Below are 15576 nucleotides of genomic sequence, written 5' to 3' on the forward strand. Positions count from 1 at the left end.
CATGTTTATTGTCCTGTTTTCAATTCGTTGCTGGCTTCGCTGTGGGGGGGCACTGCAGGGGTAATTAAACGGCCGGATTGCAACAATACTTCTGTTAGAGCAAGTTGGGTCTGCTTTTCCAGTGAAATACCGGCCAGTAGGCTCTCTGCACGTTGATTTAATGCTAACAAGTAATCAGTGGTAGACAGATCGCCACTACGCCACTGGCGTTCTAACAAGTCAGCACTATTCTCAACTCTGCCACGAGCAAGTTCTAGCCATTGACGATATTGTTGGTCATAACGTTTCCAAGCAGCTTGTGCCGCCTGCCAATCAAACCGTAGCTTGCGATAAACAGCTAAGAAACGCGCCTCAGCTTCTAGCGCTGCACGGTTAGCCACACGAGTTTCGGCACTATAGTCATTGCGGACATTCAGGGGGATGGAAAAGGTCAATCCTACTGAGTTTTCTCCCCCATCGCGGCCGGCATTAAGACCAAATGTAGGCTCTGCCTTGGCAGCACGTCGAGTGACTTCGACTCCTTCCTTGACTGACTTCCAGTGAGCCTGGGCGCTGGCAACGGCTGGATGTTGCAGTAACTCTTGATCATTAATGGATATAGGTTCTTTAGGCCAGAAGTCTTCTGGAATGCCACCCCGTTCAGGCGTCCACTGTGGTAAAAGTTCGCGCACTTTGTTTTCAGCCTTTTGTAAAGCGACTTCAAGTTCAGCGACCTGTGCTAGCTGTTTTGACAAGGATAAAAAGGTGAGCTCAGCATCAATACTACCGATATCACCTGCTTTTTGGCGTTTCTCAGCCAGGTTTAGTAGAGCGTTAAGCTGATCTTTTTGATCCAGAGCAATGGTGGCTGCACGATTACTGGCTTGCCACTCGACCAATGCTGATAATGCTTCGGCGGTTTTTCTCATGAGCCGCTGACTATACTGTGCTTTAGCTGCTTGTCGGATAAAAGCTGCTTGCTGCTTTTTTGCACCTCGTCTATCCCACCAGTCGACAGTTTGAGAAATACCTACACGGTAGTTATTTTCTTCACCGCTTTGCTCTAGTTCAGAGGACAGCTCTGGGTTGTAGAGTGGCTGTTCTGATGCGTCAGCGGTGGCCTTGAAGCCCTGTAACTGTTCTCGGGCCGCGATGACATCGGGGTGCTGCTTTACTTGAGATACCAACCAGCGTTGCCAATCGGTTGATTGCGCCTGTGCTGAAGGTATCAATAGATACAAAGCAGCACACATCGCATAAGAAACTGACAGTTTCTTCATGAAATTTCCTCACAATTATAAATTAAAGTACATCAGGCATAGCGACATAGATACTTGCACAACGCTATACCTAGGAGTAATAAGTTTATTTGTACTTCAACTAAGCAATTGGAGGTGGATTTTCAGGGAATCCAATATGAGAGTGATAATGGGAACGGTAGTCTGAAATAGCGCCTCTCTGATAAAGAGAAGCAGAGACGTCTTGACGACTAATTAAGAATATATGTGATGAACCATGACAATGACAACAGTGATGGCAGTCAGGCTGATAAATTACACGGTCTTTAGATTCGGCTGGCGACTTATCCATATCAGCCAAAGATGCCTGAGCATCACCCTGGTGTTCATGCTCAAAGGAAAGATGTTGAGCGCCAGACTGATGAAATTTATGAACATCCGCCACGGCAACTACCGATTGCAGGGCAATCAGAATAGCCAAAAAACATATCAAATAACGGCGGTTCACAATAAAAAGATTCTCTACATTTAATCTAATGACTTTAAGTTGCCAAATTCTAACAGATTATGCATTAGCCCACAAAAATTAGATACCAAACTTTAGATGCGTGCCGCAAAAAGCGTTCTGATGAAAGAATTATCGCGTAAACGTTTAATCTAATTCCTACTTTTTTGTAGATTCATTAAGCGCTTTGAAAGCGCTAACTCTTTTTAAGTTGCACAATAGAAGTGTTTAGACTTTGTTCTTAAGCAGCTCAGTTGACGAAAAAAATTAATAAACCACTATGAACTAACTAGTCACAACTGAGGCATTAGTCTCAAAACATTTAGCGCAGTGAATGCATCATTTAATGCCGAGTGGTGAGGCTCTACGATCTCAGCCCCCACAATTTCGGCAGCTTTCTTCAGTCCTACTGGTTTAATTCTTATTGGACGAGACTTTCTAAACGCTTTCTTTAGGTCGATATACTCCAGTTCAAACGTTGTGTTCTTTAGCTCGTATTTTGAAATCTGCTTTAAGATAAATGTTCTATCAGAGATGCCCCAGCTAGCAATCTTATTAACGTTGTTGGATTGCACCCATTTATCGAACCTTTCCATGACCACAGGAAACTCGGGAGCTGAGTCTACTTTTGACTGAATATCACCCAGAAGCTCCATGCACTCTTCGGATAGCTCTGGATTAGACATAGGTTTTACATAACTATTAAAATTGGATTGAATCTCGTAATTTTCATCAACGACTACGGCTCCAAGCTCTAAAAGCTCTGACTTATTCTCTTCCTTCTTCCAATGATTTGCAAAGCTACACTCCTGATCAAAAATCATCAGCATCAATTATTCTCCTTTGCGCTTTGACATAGACATAGACATAGACATAGACATAATAGTAGCATAAAGTGAATAAAGTCTATAAATATCAATGATATAAGTTTGTTATAATAATTAAAGGGTGCATGTTTCATGATCGTTTATGTGGATATAGATGGCGTTTTAGCTGACTACGATCGCGCTTATGAAGAAGTGCGTATGGGTATGCCAGAAACCAAGTACCCTCAATCACTACCTGGTTTCTTTACAGGCCTTCACCCAATTCAAGATGCTGTGACAAGCTTTCAAGTTCTTTCACAACATCACGATACTTACATTCTTACAGCGCCGTCTAATAGAAACCCTCTTAGTTACACAGAAAAGCGTTTATGGGTAGAAGAGCACTTAGGCTTTGATGCCACAGAAAAACTCATCATTTGTTCCAATAAGGGGTTACTTAAAGGTGATATTTTGATTGATGACAATATAGATGGCAAAGGGCAAGAAAACTTTGAAGGTAAGCTTATTAAGTTCGACCGAAGGATTAAAGGTGCTTGGCAGCAGATCATCCAGCAACTCTGTGGTTAATTGCCATGATCAATAAAGTATACGCATTCATCGAGGGTTTAGAGGGTACACCGTTGTTATGTGGAGAGTTGGTCTTAAATAAAGATAAAACCACAAGCTTTACGTATTCAGATAACTACTTATCTCACCCTAATACATTCCCACTTGATCCACTAAACCTTCCACTGGGTAACAATGTTTGTCACTCTGACACTGCTAATTCCACTTTTGGGGTTTTCACCGATGCAGGCGCAGACTCTTGGGGCAAGAAACTACTTCATAACATTTACTCTAAGCAACCCCAAAATATACTTGAATATCTCCTTGCTTACTCTGGTACAGGGGTCGGTTGTTTGAGATTTAGCCTTTCACGCAATTCAGTGAAATCTAGACTTTATCAGAACAAGCTTAAGGACATCCCGCAAATTCTCACTGCAAAGAATGATGCGCTGTCAGGCGAAAGTCTGTCCAAGCCAAGTTCTAACATACTTTCTAAAGGAATTGGAATAGGAGGTGCAAGACCCAAGAGTGTTCTTACTATTGATGATATAGACTATATCGCAAAGTTTCAGAGGATTGATGATAAGTTTAATAATGTTAGAGCTGAGCATGCGACGATGAGTTTGCTGCAGAAAATCACTGGTAATGTTGCACAGACTCACATTGTTGAGAGCCTAAGTGAAGAAATATTATTGGTTAAAAGGTTCGACTTGGAATATGGTCGGCCAACCCACCACTTCATCAGTGGGCATTCGATAATAAACATGAATAAAGTAAAGGAATCTATGGCTACGAATAGGTACTCTTACGGCTTTTTGGCTGAATTTATATTGAAGTATGGAGCTGAGCCTGAGCGAGACGCTGAAGAGCTATACAAGAGAATGGTCTTTAACGTCTTAATAGGTAATACTGATGACCATCCTAGAAATCATGCATTCCTGTATTCTTTCGAAAAGAAAAACTGGAGGTTATCGCCGGCTTACGATGTACTGCCTATATTGTCTAGAGGACAACATGGACTAGGTATTGGACAAAAAGGACGAGTCGGAAGCATTTATAACTTACTATCACAGCACTTCCGGTTTAGTTTAGATAAAATATATGCACACGATATCGTTACGTCAATTCAAAAAGCTGTTTAAGTATCTTGGCAACAATTAATTGGATTTCTAGCTGCTCGTAAAGTTCTTGAACGAACGCTAACCCCTTTACACCAAACACTTCTGTTTTGGTTCGTTCAATGATATTTCCTAAATGAGTGACAGAAAGAACCTCTTGCCTTAAACTGCACTTGCACTCCATCTAAATAGACCTGAGAGTTGCAGCAGTAGATCCCAACTTCGTACTAAAAGCGGGTCTCAAACGTAACATCGTACAAATTCGATACAAAACGTCTTGTAAATTACAATCTTTTGCTAATATTAAAAGCTTGCGTTACAAGTAAAAGTTGATAAGTGAGGGTAATATCAATATCTTAAATAAAGCCACTTTGTCTTGTTTGTACATCTAGGCGCTTAGGTATGCTACACCCTAGTAATATCATTGCTTTACTCTTCCTGACAAAAAAGCTCATGACACTCAAATTATCTGCTGATAGACTCAAACGACACTTTAGAATTTCTTCATAGTAAACATAGAGATAACAATGATAAAAACTTTTCAATGGATAATGGCTTTACTATTTATTTGCTTAGCATCAACGAACTCAAAAGCCGCCCCTAAAGAATCTGGCAATGACATAGAGTTGATTAACACTCTATTCGAAAACTATATGGCTAAGTACAATCATTACTTATCTCATAGCGAATTCAACAAAGAGCCAGACTTGTATCATGATAATGTAATGATCGTTTCAAATAGCAATGGCTCAAACACATTGAGTTCAGATAATTTATATGAGCAAGTTAAAGTTTTTCTTGATTCCTTGAAGGCTAAAGGCGTACATAACGTACAGTGGGAGTCTACTAATATACAAATTCTAGACACTAATCTTGCGGTTGTGAGTAATATCGCAGTGCGTTACTTGATTAATGGTGACATTCATAACAAGGTTGGCGCCACCTATTTTGTTAATAAATACAAAGGTGAGTGGAAAATTTCAGCCTTTTCAGTGCATGACTATACAAATACTCTGTAATTAGGTGTACAGGCTGGGCTAATACTGACCCTGATAGTTTTAATATAAATGTCAGTGGCTTAGCTAATTAAGTGGTATCCGATACTTCATATGATAAACTTCGTGACCTCATTTGTATTACAGCATTAAACAAGCAAGACAGATAGCATGCTAGATACCACTTTACTATTGCTTTTTATTCCCACATTTCTAGTGATTTCTGCTACACCTGGTATGTGTATGACATTGGCGCTGACGCTAGGCATGAGCATTGGCGTTCGGCGCACAATGTACATGATGTGGGGAGAATTAATTGGTGTGGCCATGGTTTCAGTATTGGCTGTTGTTGGTGTTGCTAGCATCATGCTGAATTATCCCTCCGCTTTTCTCGTCTTAAAATATGCTGGCGGCGCATACCTTGTCTACCTGGGTATCCAAATGTGGCGTTCACGCGGAAAAATGGCTATCGACTTGGCAGACAACTCTTTTGACACAGTCTCAGGGCGACAGCTAGCAATACAAGGTTTTGTTACGGCTATTGCCAACCCTAAAGGTTGGGCTTTTACCGTTTCGCTATTACCCTCCTTTATTAATCCAGACATGCCAATGCCGCCTCAGCTTGCCGCTCTGGTTGTTATTATATTGTTGAGTGAATTTACCTTTTTAATGCTCTACGCCACTGGCGGTAAGACGTTAAGACGTATGCTTGAGCGAAGCGACAATGTACGGCTAATTAATCGCCTCTCAGGAAGCTTAATGATTGCCGTTGGTATTTGGCTAGCAGTTTCGTAGCCACCTGATTTTGCTTTAAACTACAGTTTCATAACACAAAATATACGACAAATGCATATCGCAGGAACTTCCCTACTGTCAACAAAATAATAAACCATAGTAGTTTTACCCTTAGGATCCCCGCTATTACAGTTACTGGATCTCCAATAACCGGTACCCATGCAAACAGTAAAGCAGCTAATCCATACTTGTTGAATCGTGCCTCAGCATTTTCAAACTGAGACTCAGTCATCCGCAACCACTTTTGAATAACTGTTTTACTTGCTAGAAGTCCTAAGTAATAATTGGTTAACGATCCCAAAACATTGCCAACGGTTGCAATCATCAAAAGTTTTGCAGGCGATAAACCATTAAGTAGAAGCCCTGTTAATACGAGCTCTGAACTTAATGGCAAAATCGTTGCGGACAGAAAAGCTGTAATAAATAGCCCCAGGTATCCGTTTTCTGATAAGAAATCCACCCTCTTCTTACTCTAAGCCTAACTCTCTGTCTTTTACATTAGTACTCAACTTATTTGTCTTTATTGTATTTAAGGAAGAGTAACTCTGTGATTGTTAAAACTATTAATACTGCAATCGTAATCCAAATAATAAGTACATCTGACTGTAATTTAATCCAGCAGAATGCTACTAGTACTACCAAGTCTAAAATAATAGCCATTACTGGGAAAAAAACATTAATTTCAGCATCGTTTTTTAAGTGCTTTATTGCTCCAAAATGTATAGCGATATCCATAATCAAGTAGAATATTGCACCTACTGATGCTATTCGGGATAAGTCAAACAAGATGGTCAACAAGATTGCTATTACTACTATATATACCACAGAATGTTTTTGTATCGAGCCCGGCATCCCAAAGTGACTATGCGGGACAAGCTCCATTTTAGTTAGCATTGTAAGCATACGAGAAACAGCAAATATACTTGCAATCACACCTGAAACGGTCGCAATAATCGCGAAGATAACTGTGATTGTTAGGCCACCCTGACCAAAAGCTGGTTTTGACGCTTCTGCTAGAGCGTAATCTTTTGCTTTAATTATTTCCGGTATAGATAAATTGCCCATCACAGCAAAAGTAGTTAATAAGTACACAACCAAGCAAATTATCAGTGATGCGACAATCGAGCGCCCGATATTAACTTTAGGACTGTCGATTTCATCACCACTGTTTGTAATTGTTGTAAAGCCTTTAAACGCTAAGATACTTAGAGCTACAGCAGCTATAAATTTAACACTGTTACTAGAATCCGTTATAGCCGCTTCACCTGTAAGGTTTATCGCACTAAAATCAAACCCAAATGCCCAAAGCCCACCCAGTGATAACAAAAGTAAGCCTATAGTCTTGAAGAAAGCCATAATAATTGACAAGCGCTCAATGTACTTATTGCCAATGATATTTATAACAAAGGCTGATAGTAATAATAGAGTCCCAAGGATAGGTTCAGCCCACTCCCCTAAACTTTTAAGTTCAAAGAGTTGCAGAGTGTATGAACCAAAGGTTCTGGCTACTAAGCTTTGATTGATAACCATAGATAAGAGCATCAATAATGCAAAAACTGCGGTTGGCAGGGTTTTGCCATAAGCCTTTTTTAGAAACATAGCGACACCGCCTGATGACGGATGAACCTGAGAAAGCTTTATATATGTATAGGCACTAAAAGCTGAAACTATTGCTCCTACCACAAATGCGATAGGGAAGTATGAACCTGCAAGCTCGGCGATTTGACCGGTTAGTGCTAAAATCCCTGCTCCGATCATAACGCCAGTACCCATTGAAACCGACCCTATAAGGGTTAACTTAGAATTGCTCATACTTCCTCCTTAATGGTTTGCGAAAAAATTAAACTTAAGACCAGTGAACTCTAATCACTTTCCAGCCATCACTGTTTTTCTTAAGAACTAAAGTTTCTACAGTAACTTTATTGAAATCTTTGTTCTTATATTTCCCGGTCATTTTGGAGCGTGAACTCGATATAGCAATATCACCATGAATCATGATATTTCGCTCTAGCAACTCAGTGGCCATATGTTTAAGAAACTTCATGTCGGACTTCATGTGATGGCTGGCGTACTCTTCAAGCGAACGCTCTGCCCCACTTCCTTCAAAAATTAGTACATTGTCCGCTAATATTGACCTTATTGTGGCTTCATCTGAACTTCGCAAAGCTGTATGAAGCTCAGCAACAACTTCACCTACTTTGGTATCAGTGTTGACCATCATTTGATTAGATTTATCTTCTTTTTTGCCATGCGAAAAACTTGAAGTACTGATACCCGTTATTACTATAAATAATAATATTTTGCTTAGTTTCATATTTTCTCCTAGTGATTTATTCCGACAACAGTGGTTAGAATTGCGGTTATTAGCAGTACGCTATAACCAATAATGTTTTCTCTTTTAATCGATAGAGCTACTTTGTTTTTATCTACTTCACCTTTCTTTAGCTTTTCAGCTAAATTAAATTTATGATAAGCCGCCAAGCCAAACATTATGACCACCAACGTGACCTTTGATAATAAGGCTATCAAGTATTCAATAGAATCTTGGTTATTGTCGAGAATGATTAGTTTATAGGTCAGCGATAAACCAGCAGCTAACAATAGGATAACGATTCCAGTCCCGATCTTAGAGTACTGATGCAGCGTATAATTGACTTGTTTCGTATCGACACCTTCGACCAGTTTGTAAAGGGGCTGCAATGACCCAATCCAAGCCAAAGCTACAAATATGTGTAATATCAAGGTTCCTTGCCAATACCATGCCAAGTCCGAAATATGTCCCACAGTAGAAAAAGACCACAGAACGGACATAATAGCAGGCATAAGTAATGACGTTGTTACCGACCAATGGGAGCGCAGTAATATTTTGTTTAGGACGCTCCATACAGCAGCAAAGTAGACTAAACCAAAAGCTCTGAAAATTAGCAGGTCTCCATTTCCGGTAGCATAAAGCAGCTTCAATATATCTACATCAAACATACCCAGCAGGCCAGACTGGGAGAAAGCCCCGACTTGCAATAAAAAATATCCTACTGTACTAACCGCACCGACTAGTGACATCACACTGATAAATTTAATTTGTCGCTTAAGCGCTGGTCGATATAGGAACACAAATAACAGTGTTCCTAGCGCCACAGAAACTCCAACATAAGATCCAAACTTGAAAAGTGTGGATACTAAGGCCCACATATCTAATGTCATCTACAGCTCCTTTGAGCTCAACACTTCAAATGACAAGCTACTATTCATCTTGTGAGAGTCTGTTCCCATGATTACCCACTCAGCTTTGTACTTACCTGCTTCAAGCTCAGGGACTGGGATCACAAATTCAGCTGTCGGAGCATAAGTAAGTTTGTAATCTAAGTTAATCTCTCCATTACCTGCATGGCTTAACTTAATGCTTACTAGACGAACTTTTTTAGAGTAGCTGAATGTCAGTGAGCTAGGACTTGACTCTAGAGCCTCACCAGAGGCTGGTGAGGTCTTAACAACTTTGACATGAGCGGAAGCTATATTGAAGATTGCTACAAACCCTAAAACGAATACAGTGTAAATTATATTTTTCATAATTGACCTTTAAAGATTAAGTGACTTCTTTTTCCACAAATAGAAAACAGCTGGAATCACTACAAGAGTTAAAATGACAGCGCTGGCCATCCCGCCAACCATTGGTGCTGCAATGCGACTCATTATTTCGGAGCCGGTGCCTGTCCCATAGAGAATTGGTAATAAGCCGACAATAATTGATAATGCAGTCATCATTACAGGGCGTACTCGCTGCCCTGCTCCCACATCAACAACGTCTTTTAACTGTTCGATAGTTGGTGACGCTCCTAACTCGCGTGACTTTTTGAGCATTGCTTGGTACGATTGGTTCAGATAGACCAACATAATGACACCAATCTCAACAGCCACCCCTGCTAAGGCTATAAAGCCAACACCTACAGCAACAGAGAAGTTGAAGCCTTGTAAGTACATCAGCCAAATACTGCCAACCATCGCTAGGGGTAATGTCCCCATAATGATGGCGACTTCGGCAAAGCTCTTAAAGTTTAAGAAAAGCAAGAGTATGATTATTGCTAAGGTCAGCGGTATGACATAGGTAAGCTTTTCTTTTGCTCGAAGCATATACTCGTACTGCCCTGACCAATTGATGGCATAACCTGCTGGGAGATCAAGTTTTTCAGATACGACCTGCTGTGCATTTTCAACATAAGAACCCAAGTCAACATCATTAATGTCAACCAAAGTCCAACCATTCAACCGAGCATTTTCACTCTTGATACCAGGGGGACCATCTTTTACTTTTACTGAAGCGACATCGCCTAACGCTAGGCGTTGCTTACTTGATGTAACAATAGGAAGTTCAGCAAGTTTTTCAGGAGAATCTCGATACTCTTGAGGGTAACGAACATTAATCGGATACCGCTCCAACCCTTCAACAGAGTAAGACACATTCATTCCACCAACTGCTGCCCCTATGACATTTTGAATCTCTCTGATGCTCAGTCCAAACCTAGCAGCTTTAACTCGGTCAATATCAATATCAATGTAACGTCCACCTGCTACTCGCTCTGAATAAACGGAACTGGTCCCAGGAATATCTTTAAGTATTAACTCTAACTCTTTACCAATACTCTCTATTTTTGATAAGTCTGGTCCTGATACTTTAATACCGACAGGCGTTTTTATACCTGTTGCGAGCATATCAATTCTAGTTTTAATCGGCATAACCCAGGCGTTGGTTAACCCTGGGAATTTAACTAATTGATTCAATTCTTCTTTTATGGTGTCTGTAGTAACCCCTTCTCGCCACTCTGACTTTGGCTTGAACTGAATAAAGGTTTCAATCATTGTCAAAGGAGCAGGGTCTGTCGCTGTTTCAGCACGTCCAATTTTCCCAAAGACAGTATCCACTTCAGGTATTGTCTTGATAAGCCTGTCCGTTTTATGAAGGATTTCTCTAGCTTCACCAACGGATAAGCTTGGATATGTTGTTGGCATGTACATTAAGTCGCCTTCATCAAGAGGTGGTATAAACTCAGTACCGATTTTGTTTGCGGGCCAAAAACCTACGACAAGTATGACTAAAGCACCAGCCAGTATGCTTTTAGGATAAGTTAGAGCTACTCTCAGTACAGGCTTGTAGATGAAGGTTAAGAAGCGGTTTACTGGATTAGCATGCTCTGCACGAACTTTCCCTCGAACAAAGTAACCCATCAATACCGGTACTAACGTAATGGCTAGAGCGGCGGATGCTGCCATGGCATAGGTTTTTGTAAAAGCCAAGGGAGAAAACATCCTGCCTTCTTGTGCCTCTAGCGTAAAAACAGGCACAAAACTCACTGTAATAATCAGCAAACTAAAGAACAAAGCCGGCCCGACTTCTTTTGCTGAGTTATAAACAATTTCCCATCGATTTCTTGAGGTTAGCGGGGTTCGTTCCATATGCTTATGCATATTTTCAATCATCACAATCGCACCATCAATCATGGCACCAATGGCAATAGCAATACCGCCAAGAGACATAATGTTAGCATTAAGCCCTTGAAGCTTCATGATAATAAAGGCAACTAAAATTCCTATGGGTAAACTAATGATAGCCACTAATGATGAGCGTATGTGGAACAGAAACACAATACAGACTAGCGCTACAACACCAAACTCTTCGAGCAACTTATACCAAAGGTTGGTTACAGCGTCTTGAATCAACCCTGATCGATCATACACAGTAACAATCTCAACGCCTTCGGGAAGGCCTTTTTTAAGTTCTTCCAGCTTCTTTTTAACGCCATCAATAGTTGCTTGCGCGTTTTCTCCATAGCGCATAACCACAATACCACCAACGACCTCACCTTCACCGTTGAGATCGGCTATACCCCGCCGCATTTGAGGGCCTGTAGTAATCTCAGCAACCTCCCCTAATAAAAGCGGTGTTCCTTTGACATTGGTTCCAAGAGGGATATTTTTTAAATCGCTGGTACTATCAATGTAACCGCTAGCGCGCACCATGTACTCTGCTTCTGCTAGCTCTACTACTGAGGCTCCGACTTCTTGGTTTCCTTGCTGAATAGCAACTTTAACCATTTCTAAAGGGATGTTTAATGCTCGCAATTTTTCAGGGTCAACTTTGACTTGATATTGCTTGACCATTCCACCCACGGGCGCCACTTCTGATACACCAGCGACTGTCTGCAATTCGTACTTTAGAAACCAGTCCTGAATGGAGCGCAGTTCACTTAAATCATGTTTACCGGTTTTATCAATTAGTGCATAAAGATATACCCAACCAACACCTGTTGCATCTGGTCCCAGTTGTGGCTTAGCTGTATCAGGTAAACTAGGGGCAACCTGACTTAAATATTCAAGCACCCTACTTCGCGCCCAATAGAGATCGGTCTCTTCATCAAAGATGACATAGACATAGGAGTCGCCAAAGAATGAAAAGCCGCGGACGGTCTGTGCGCCAGGCACTGAAAGCATTGCAGTGGTTAAAGGATACGTTACCTGGTCTTCAACCACTTGCGGTGCTTGGCCAGGATAATTTGTTTTAATGATGACCTGGACGTCGGAAAGATCAGGTATAGCATCAACAGGCGTTTTTTTAAACGAATAGACTCCTAGACCCGCGATAATTATTGTGGCTAATAAAACTAAAAAGCGGTTTTTAATTGACCACTTAATGGTTTGATTAATCATGTTGATGCTCCTTCATTTCATGATGTAACTTCGTAATGAGGAACCCGCTATCACGTATTTCAAAAGTGAAATCAATATTCTCACCAACATTAAATTCATCAAGTGAAATTGAAGCGACCACACTGAAATCCATCGTCATAGGACCTCGATTCCATTTTTCTATGGCTCCACGAGAAATGTTAACGGTTTGCGCTTCCGTATCAACAGAGTTAACTAGTCCTTTAACTCTAGCCGAGGGTGGCATGTCAGACTTTTGATCAGCCTTGCTATCTGCAAAACGTTTAAAGTCGGATTCGATACTTGATTCCGAGTCGATCAAGAACTGTCCACTCAACACAACGTTATCGCCAGCAACTAACCCCTCCAGAATTTCGACCGAATTATTGGTTGTTCGACCAATATCAACACTGACCGATTTGAACTTGCCATCACCTAGAGCTAAAACCACGCGATTATTGTTCTCTGTGCGGATGACAGCATTGTGTGGCACTTGCAAAACTTCTTCATCGGACTCGGTGTTTATAGCAATGTCAGCAAACATATTGGGCTTCAGCTTGTGATCAGGATTATCAAACTCAAGGCGAACTTTTGCAGTTCGATTAGTTGAGTCAACCATTGGGTAAATATAGTCGACTGTCCCCGTCCATGTTTTAGACGGTAAATAATCAAGCTTCATTTGGGCAGTCTGGCCTTCATGAACGTAAGGAATTTGACGCTCGAACAACTCAACTTCGACCCATACAGTCTCCAAACTACCAAGGGTCATAAGCCTAGTCCCCGGCTTAATAAAAAAGCCTTCTCTAATATTCAAATTATCGATGACACCATCTGACTCGGCGTAGAACGTGACGTTTTGTAGTGGTTGACGCGTTTTATTAATTTTTTGCAACTCGTCGTTACTGAAACTCAATGACTTCAAGCGCTGTTTTGCGGCGCTTAAGAGTGTTTGATTATTGCGTTTTTTTGCTAATAAGTACTCTTGCTGAGCATTGACTAGTGCCGGCGAATAGAGCGTATAAAGGGGTTGGCCTGCTTCAATATACTGTCCGTTATGGCTGACGAAAAGTTTTTCAATCCAACCATCGGTTCTTGAATGAATATGCGTCAACGTGGTTTCATCATACGTAATATAACCAACGGTATTTAATCTATCGATGAGTGATGATTTTTTAGCTTTCCCAGTTTTAACGCTTAAGTTGTTAATGACATCTGGGTGAATCTTTATTGTGCCTGGACTATCCTCGTCATCCCCGTCTTCTTCATAAACAGGAACCAAATCCATCCCCATGGGCGATTTGCCAGGTTTGTCCCGACGGTAATTAGAATCCATAGGTGCAACCCAATACAAAGGTTCTTTCTTTGCTGAAGCTTCGGCCCCAGAGCTATGGCTACCATCTGAAATAAATTGATTTGCCACAATCATAGCCGTGATCCCGACCGCAAAACCAGTTATAGCGAAGATGATTGATGTCTTATTCATGGCTTTCTCCTGAAGGATCATGCAGTGTAGATTGATTATTCGGTTTAGAGTACAAGGAGTTTGCTGGTGTATTGATGAGCCCCATGAACTCTTTAGAGTTGCTAGCTTGATAGTAATTAGCGCGAATTTTGGCCTTTTCAATGTCAACCGCAATTTCTAGAGCGGTCAGCTGAACATTAACCTCATCAACTCGAGCTCTAACCAGCTCTGCAAAATCTGCTTCATTGTTACTATAGGCAATCATTGAAGCTTCACCCTGCTGTTTTACCTGTGGAGTTAAAGACTCTCTATATAGAGTCTCTCTCTCTTTCAACCGTTGAAGGCTGGCAAGTTGAGTTGTCATCCCTGAATGAAGTTGCTTTAACAGTAATGCTTTTTCTTCTTTTTTGGCTTCCTTCATATAAGCAGCACTTTTAACATCTTGATCTTGCTTGTTGTCGGAAAAAAGAGGCAAATCAAAGCTGACACCCACACTAAAGAAATCAGGGCGCTCCATTCCATCTGGCGCATTCTCACGAAAGGCATAGCTTCCGTTAACAGCAAACTGTGGCTTATAGCCTTGCTCTTGCAGTTCAATTGTTTTGAGTGAGACTTGTATGTCTTTATCTATTGCTTTAACTAAAGGATGTTGTTGCAAAGCATTATTGCTTTCTAACAATCTAATTTCTGGTAGCGTCTTACTGACAAAGTTTTGATTATCATGTTGCTGATGAGATAAGTAACTTTGTGGCAATGGAACATACTCACTTAATTTACGAATAGAAGTGTCGAGCTGTTCAGAAAATACCGTGAGTTGGTCTTGCAACTTGGCAAGCTCCAAGTCAGCACGAATCATTTCCTGTTGGCTGGTCTTAGACAGCGCTGAGGTATAGCTGATTTCGGCAGCTTCTCTGAGTTCTTCAAACAAGTACTGTTTGTCATTAATCAGCGCAATGCTATGTTGAGCCTTGTAAACGTCAAGCCACAAAGTGCCAACCACCATAATCAAATGGTTTTTTCTATTTTCTCTAAGGTGTGGCTCTAAGCCAGCTGTCAGCTTATTGATATCACTTTTAATGTCTAGTGAGTCTCCCCGTGCAAAACTTTGGCTTAAACCTAGCTTGAACTGCGTCATGGCTTGGCTGTTAAAACTGAAGTCATCGACAGGCACATTGGCTAAACTAATCGATGCTTTAGGATCGGGTAAGCTGGACTGAGATTTTGCTTGTGATAATAAGGACTTTTCTTTGTAGGTGCTTTTTTGCAACCAAGGGTCACTTTCAAGCGCCATAATTAAGGTTGACTCTAATGTATAGCCATAACCTGAATTCCTAGCTTCTTCGGCATAAAGAGCTTTAAATTGGAAAACTCCAATAAATACAACAATAGTAAATTTAAGGGTACTCATAACCTGC

The 15576-nt window shown here is 40.9% G+C and carries 15 protein-coding genes; 4 read left to right on the plus strand and 11 right to left on the minus strand.

Going from position 1 to position 15576, the window contains the following annotated elements; translation table 11 throughout:
- Window positions 1-5 precede the first annotated feature (5 nt).
- The 3 genes from KFK88_RS09935 to KFK88_RS09945 all read right to left on the minus strand — a co-directional run bounded on the left by KFK88_RS09935 (window position 6) and on the right by KFK88_RS09945 (window position 2552).
- Entirely contained in the window at window positions 6-1259 is a 1254-nt protein-coding gene (locus KFK88_RS09935) for a TolC family protein (protein ID WP_223579156.1), read from the minus strand.
- A gap of 100 nt (window positions 1260-1359) precedes the next feature.
- Window positions 1360-1710, minus strand: a complete 351-nt coding sequence (locus KFK88_RS09940) for a hypothetical protein (RefSeq protein ID WP_223579158.1) — start codon at window positions 1708-1710, stop codon at window positions 1360-1362.
- Window positions 1711-2015: 305 nt separating this feature from the next.
- The gene (locus tag KFK88_RS09945) at window positions 2016-2552 is read right to left on the minus strand and encodes a 3'-5' exonuclease (RefSeq protein ID WP_223579159.1); all 537 of its coding nucleotides are present in this window, start codon (window positions 2550-2552) and stop codon (window positions 2016-2018) included.
- Window positions 2553-2681: 129 nt separating this feature from the next.
- Between KFK88_RS09945 and KFK88_RS09950 the strand changes: the two genes are divergently transcribed.
- The 4 genes from KFK88_RS09950 to KFK88_RS09965 all read left to right on the plus strand — a co-directional run bounded on the left by KFK88_RS09950 (window position 2682) and on the right by KFK88_RS09965 (window position 6003).
- Window positions 2682-3116: a 5' nucleotidase, NT5C type gene (locus KFK88_RS09950; protein WP_223579161.1), complete on the plus strand. Its 435-nt coding sequence runs from the start codon at window positions 2682-2684 to the stop codon at window positions 3114-3116.
- Window positions 3083-4237 carry a type II toxin-antitoxin system HipA family toxin gene (locus tag KFK88_RS09955; RefSeq protein ID WP_223579163.1) on the plus strand — a complete coding sequence of 385 codons (1155 nt, stop codon included), beginning with the start codon at window positions 3083-3085 and terminating at the stop codon, window positions 4235-4237. Before KFK88_RS09950 ends, KFK88_RS09955 begins: the two co-directional genes overlap by 34 nt.
- A gap of 527 nt (window positions 4238-4764) precedes the next feature.
- A complete protein-coding gene (locus tag KFK88_RS09960; RefSeq protein WP_223579166.1) occupies window positions 4765-5232 on the plus strand; it encodes a hypothetical protein in 468 nt (155 codons plus the stop codon).
- A gap of 147 nt (window positions 5233-5379) precedes the next feature.
- Entirely contained in the window at window positions 5380-6003 is a 624-nt protein-coding gene (locus tag KFK88_RS09965; RefSeq protein ID WP_223579168.1) for a LysE family translocator, read from the plus strand.
- 28 nt (window positions 6004-6031) lie between these two features.
- Here the strand turns inward: KFK88_RS09965 and KFK88_RS09970 are convergent, their stop codons facing one another.
- The 8 genes from KFK88_RS09970 to KFK88_RS10005 are packed head-to-tail and all read right to left on the minus strand — an operon-like array spanning window position 6032 to window position 15569.
- Window positions 6032-6463 (minus strand): YqaA family protein, encoded by a 432-nt coding sequence (locus tag KFK88_RS09970; RefSeq protein ID WP_223579171.1) that lies wholly within the window; start codon window positions 6461-6463, stop codon window positions 6032-6034.
- 50 nt (window positions 6464-6513) lie between these two features.
- Window positions 6514-7815: an APC family permease gene (locus KFK88_RS09975; RefSeq protein ID WP_223579174.1), complete on the minus strand. Its 1302-nt coding sequence runs from the start codon at window positions 7813-7815 to the stop codon at window positions 6514-6516.
- Between the two features lie 34 nt (window positions 7816-7849).
- On the minus strand, window positions 7850-8317 hold the full coding sequence (locus KFK88_RS09980; protein ID WP_223579176.1) for a YybH family protein: 468 nt from the start codon (window positions 8315-8317) through the stop codon (window positions 7850-7852).
- A gap of 8 nt (window positions 8318-8325) precedes the next feature.
- A complete protein-coding gene (locus tag KFK88_RS09985) occupies window positions 8326-9204 on the minus strand; it encodes a CopD family protein (protein ID WP_223579178.1) in 879 nt (292 codons plus the stop codon).
- Window positions 9205-9570, minus strand: a complete 366-nt coding sequence (locus KFK88_RS09990; protein ID WP_223579180.1) for a copper resistance CopC family protein — start codon at window positions 9568-9570, stop codon at window positions 9205-9207.
- A 9-nt stretch (window positions 9571-9579) separates the two neighbouring features.
- The gene (locus tag KFK88_RS09995; RefSeq protein WP_223579182.1) at window positions 9580-12702 is read right to left on the minus strand and encodes an efflux RND transporter permease subunit; all 3123 of its coding nucleotides are present in this window, start codon (window positions 12700-12702) and stop codon (window positions 9580-9582) included.
- Window positions 12695-14182, minus strand: coding sequence for an efflux RND transporter periplasmic adaptor subunit (locus KFK88_RS10000; protein WP_223579183.1), 1488 nt, complete (start codon window positions 14180-14182; stop codon window positions 12695-12697). The genes KFK88_RS09995 and KFK88_RS10000 overlap by 8 nt, the downstream gene beginning before the upstream one ends.
- Window positions 14175-15569, minus strand: a complete 1395-nt coding sequence (locus KFK88_RS10005) for a TolC family protein (protein ID WP_223579184.1) — start codon at window positions 15567-15569, stop codon at window positions 14175-14177. Before KFK88_RS10005 ends, KFK88_RS10000 begins: the two co-directional genes overlap by 8 nt.
- Window positions 15570-15576: the final 7 nt, after the last annotated feature.

It is taken from the genome of Kangiella taiwanensis (assembly GCF_020005165.1).
In the GTDB taxonomy this organism is placed as follows: domain Bacteria; phylum Pseudomonadota; class Gammaproteobacteria; order Enterobacterales; family Kangiellaceae; genus Kangiella; species Kangiella taiwanensis.

What these genes read in the sequence shown, in the direction of transcription:
- KFK88_RS09935 (WP_223579156.1), bottom strand. Translation starts at nt 1,259, where the DNA reads ATGAAGAAACTGTCAGTTTCTTATGCGATGTGTGCTGCTTTGTATCTA.
- KFK88_RS09945 (WP_223579159.1), bottom strand. Translation starts at nt 2,552, where the DNA reads ATGCTGATGATTTTTGATCAGGAGTGTAGCTTTGCAAATCATTGGAAG.
- KFK88_RS09950 (WP_223579161.1), top strand. Translation starts at nt 2,682, where the DNA reads ATGATCGTTTATGTGGATATAGATGGCGTTTTAGCTGACTACGATCGC.
- KFK88_RS09960 (WP_223579166.1), top strand. Translation starts at nt 4,765, where the DNA reads ATGGCTTTACTATTTATTTGCTTAGCATCAACGAACTCAAAAGCCGCC.
- KFK88_RS09965 (WP_223579168.1), top strand. Translation starts at nt 5,380, where the DNA reads ATGCTAGATACCACTTTACTATTGCTTTTTATTCCCACATTTCTAGTG.
- KFK88_RS09975 (WP_223579174.1), bottom strand. Translation starts at nt 7,815, where the DNA reads ATGAGCAATTCTAAGTTAACCCTTATAGGGTCGGTTTCAATGGGTACT.
- KFK88_RS09980 (WP_223579176.1), bottom strand. Translation starts at nt 8,317, where the DNA reads ATGAAACTAAGCAAAATATTATTATTTATAGTAATAACGGGTATCAGT.
- KFK88_RS09985 (WP_223579178.1), bottom strand. Translation starts at nt 9,204, where the DNA reads ATGACATTAGATATGTGGGCCTTAGTATCCACACTTTTCAAGTTTGGA.
- KFK88_RS09990 (WP_223579180.1), bottom strand. Translation starts at nt 9,570, where the DNA reads ATGAAAAATATAATTTACACTGTATTCGTTTTAGGGTTTGTAGCAATC.
- KFK88_RS09995 (WP_223579182.1), bottom strand. Translation starts at nt 12,702, where the DNA reads ATGATTAATCAAACCATTAAGTGGTCAATTAAAAACCGCTTTTTAGTT.
- KFK88_RS10000 (WP_223579183.1), bottom strand. Translation starts at nt 14,182, where the DNA reads ATGAATAAGACATCAATCATCTTCGCTATAACTGGTTTTGCGGTCGGG.
- KFK88_RS10005 (WP_223579184.1), bottom strand. Translation starts at nt 15,569, where the DNA reads ATGAGTACCCTTAAATTTACTATTGTTGTATTTATTGGAGTTTTCCAA.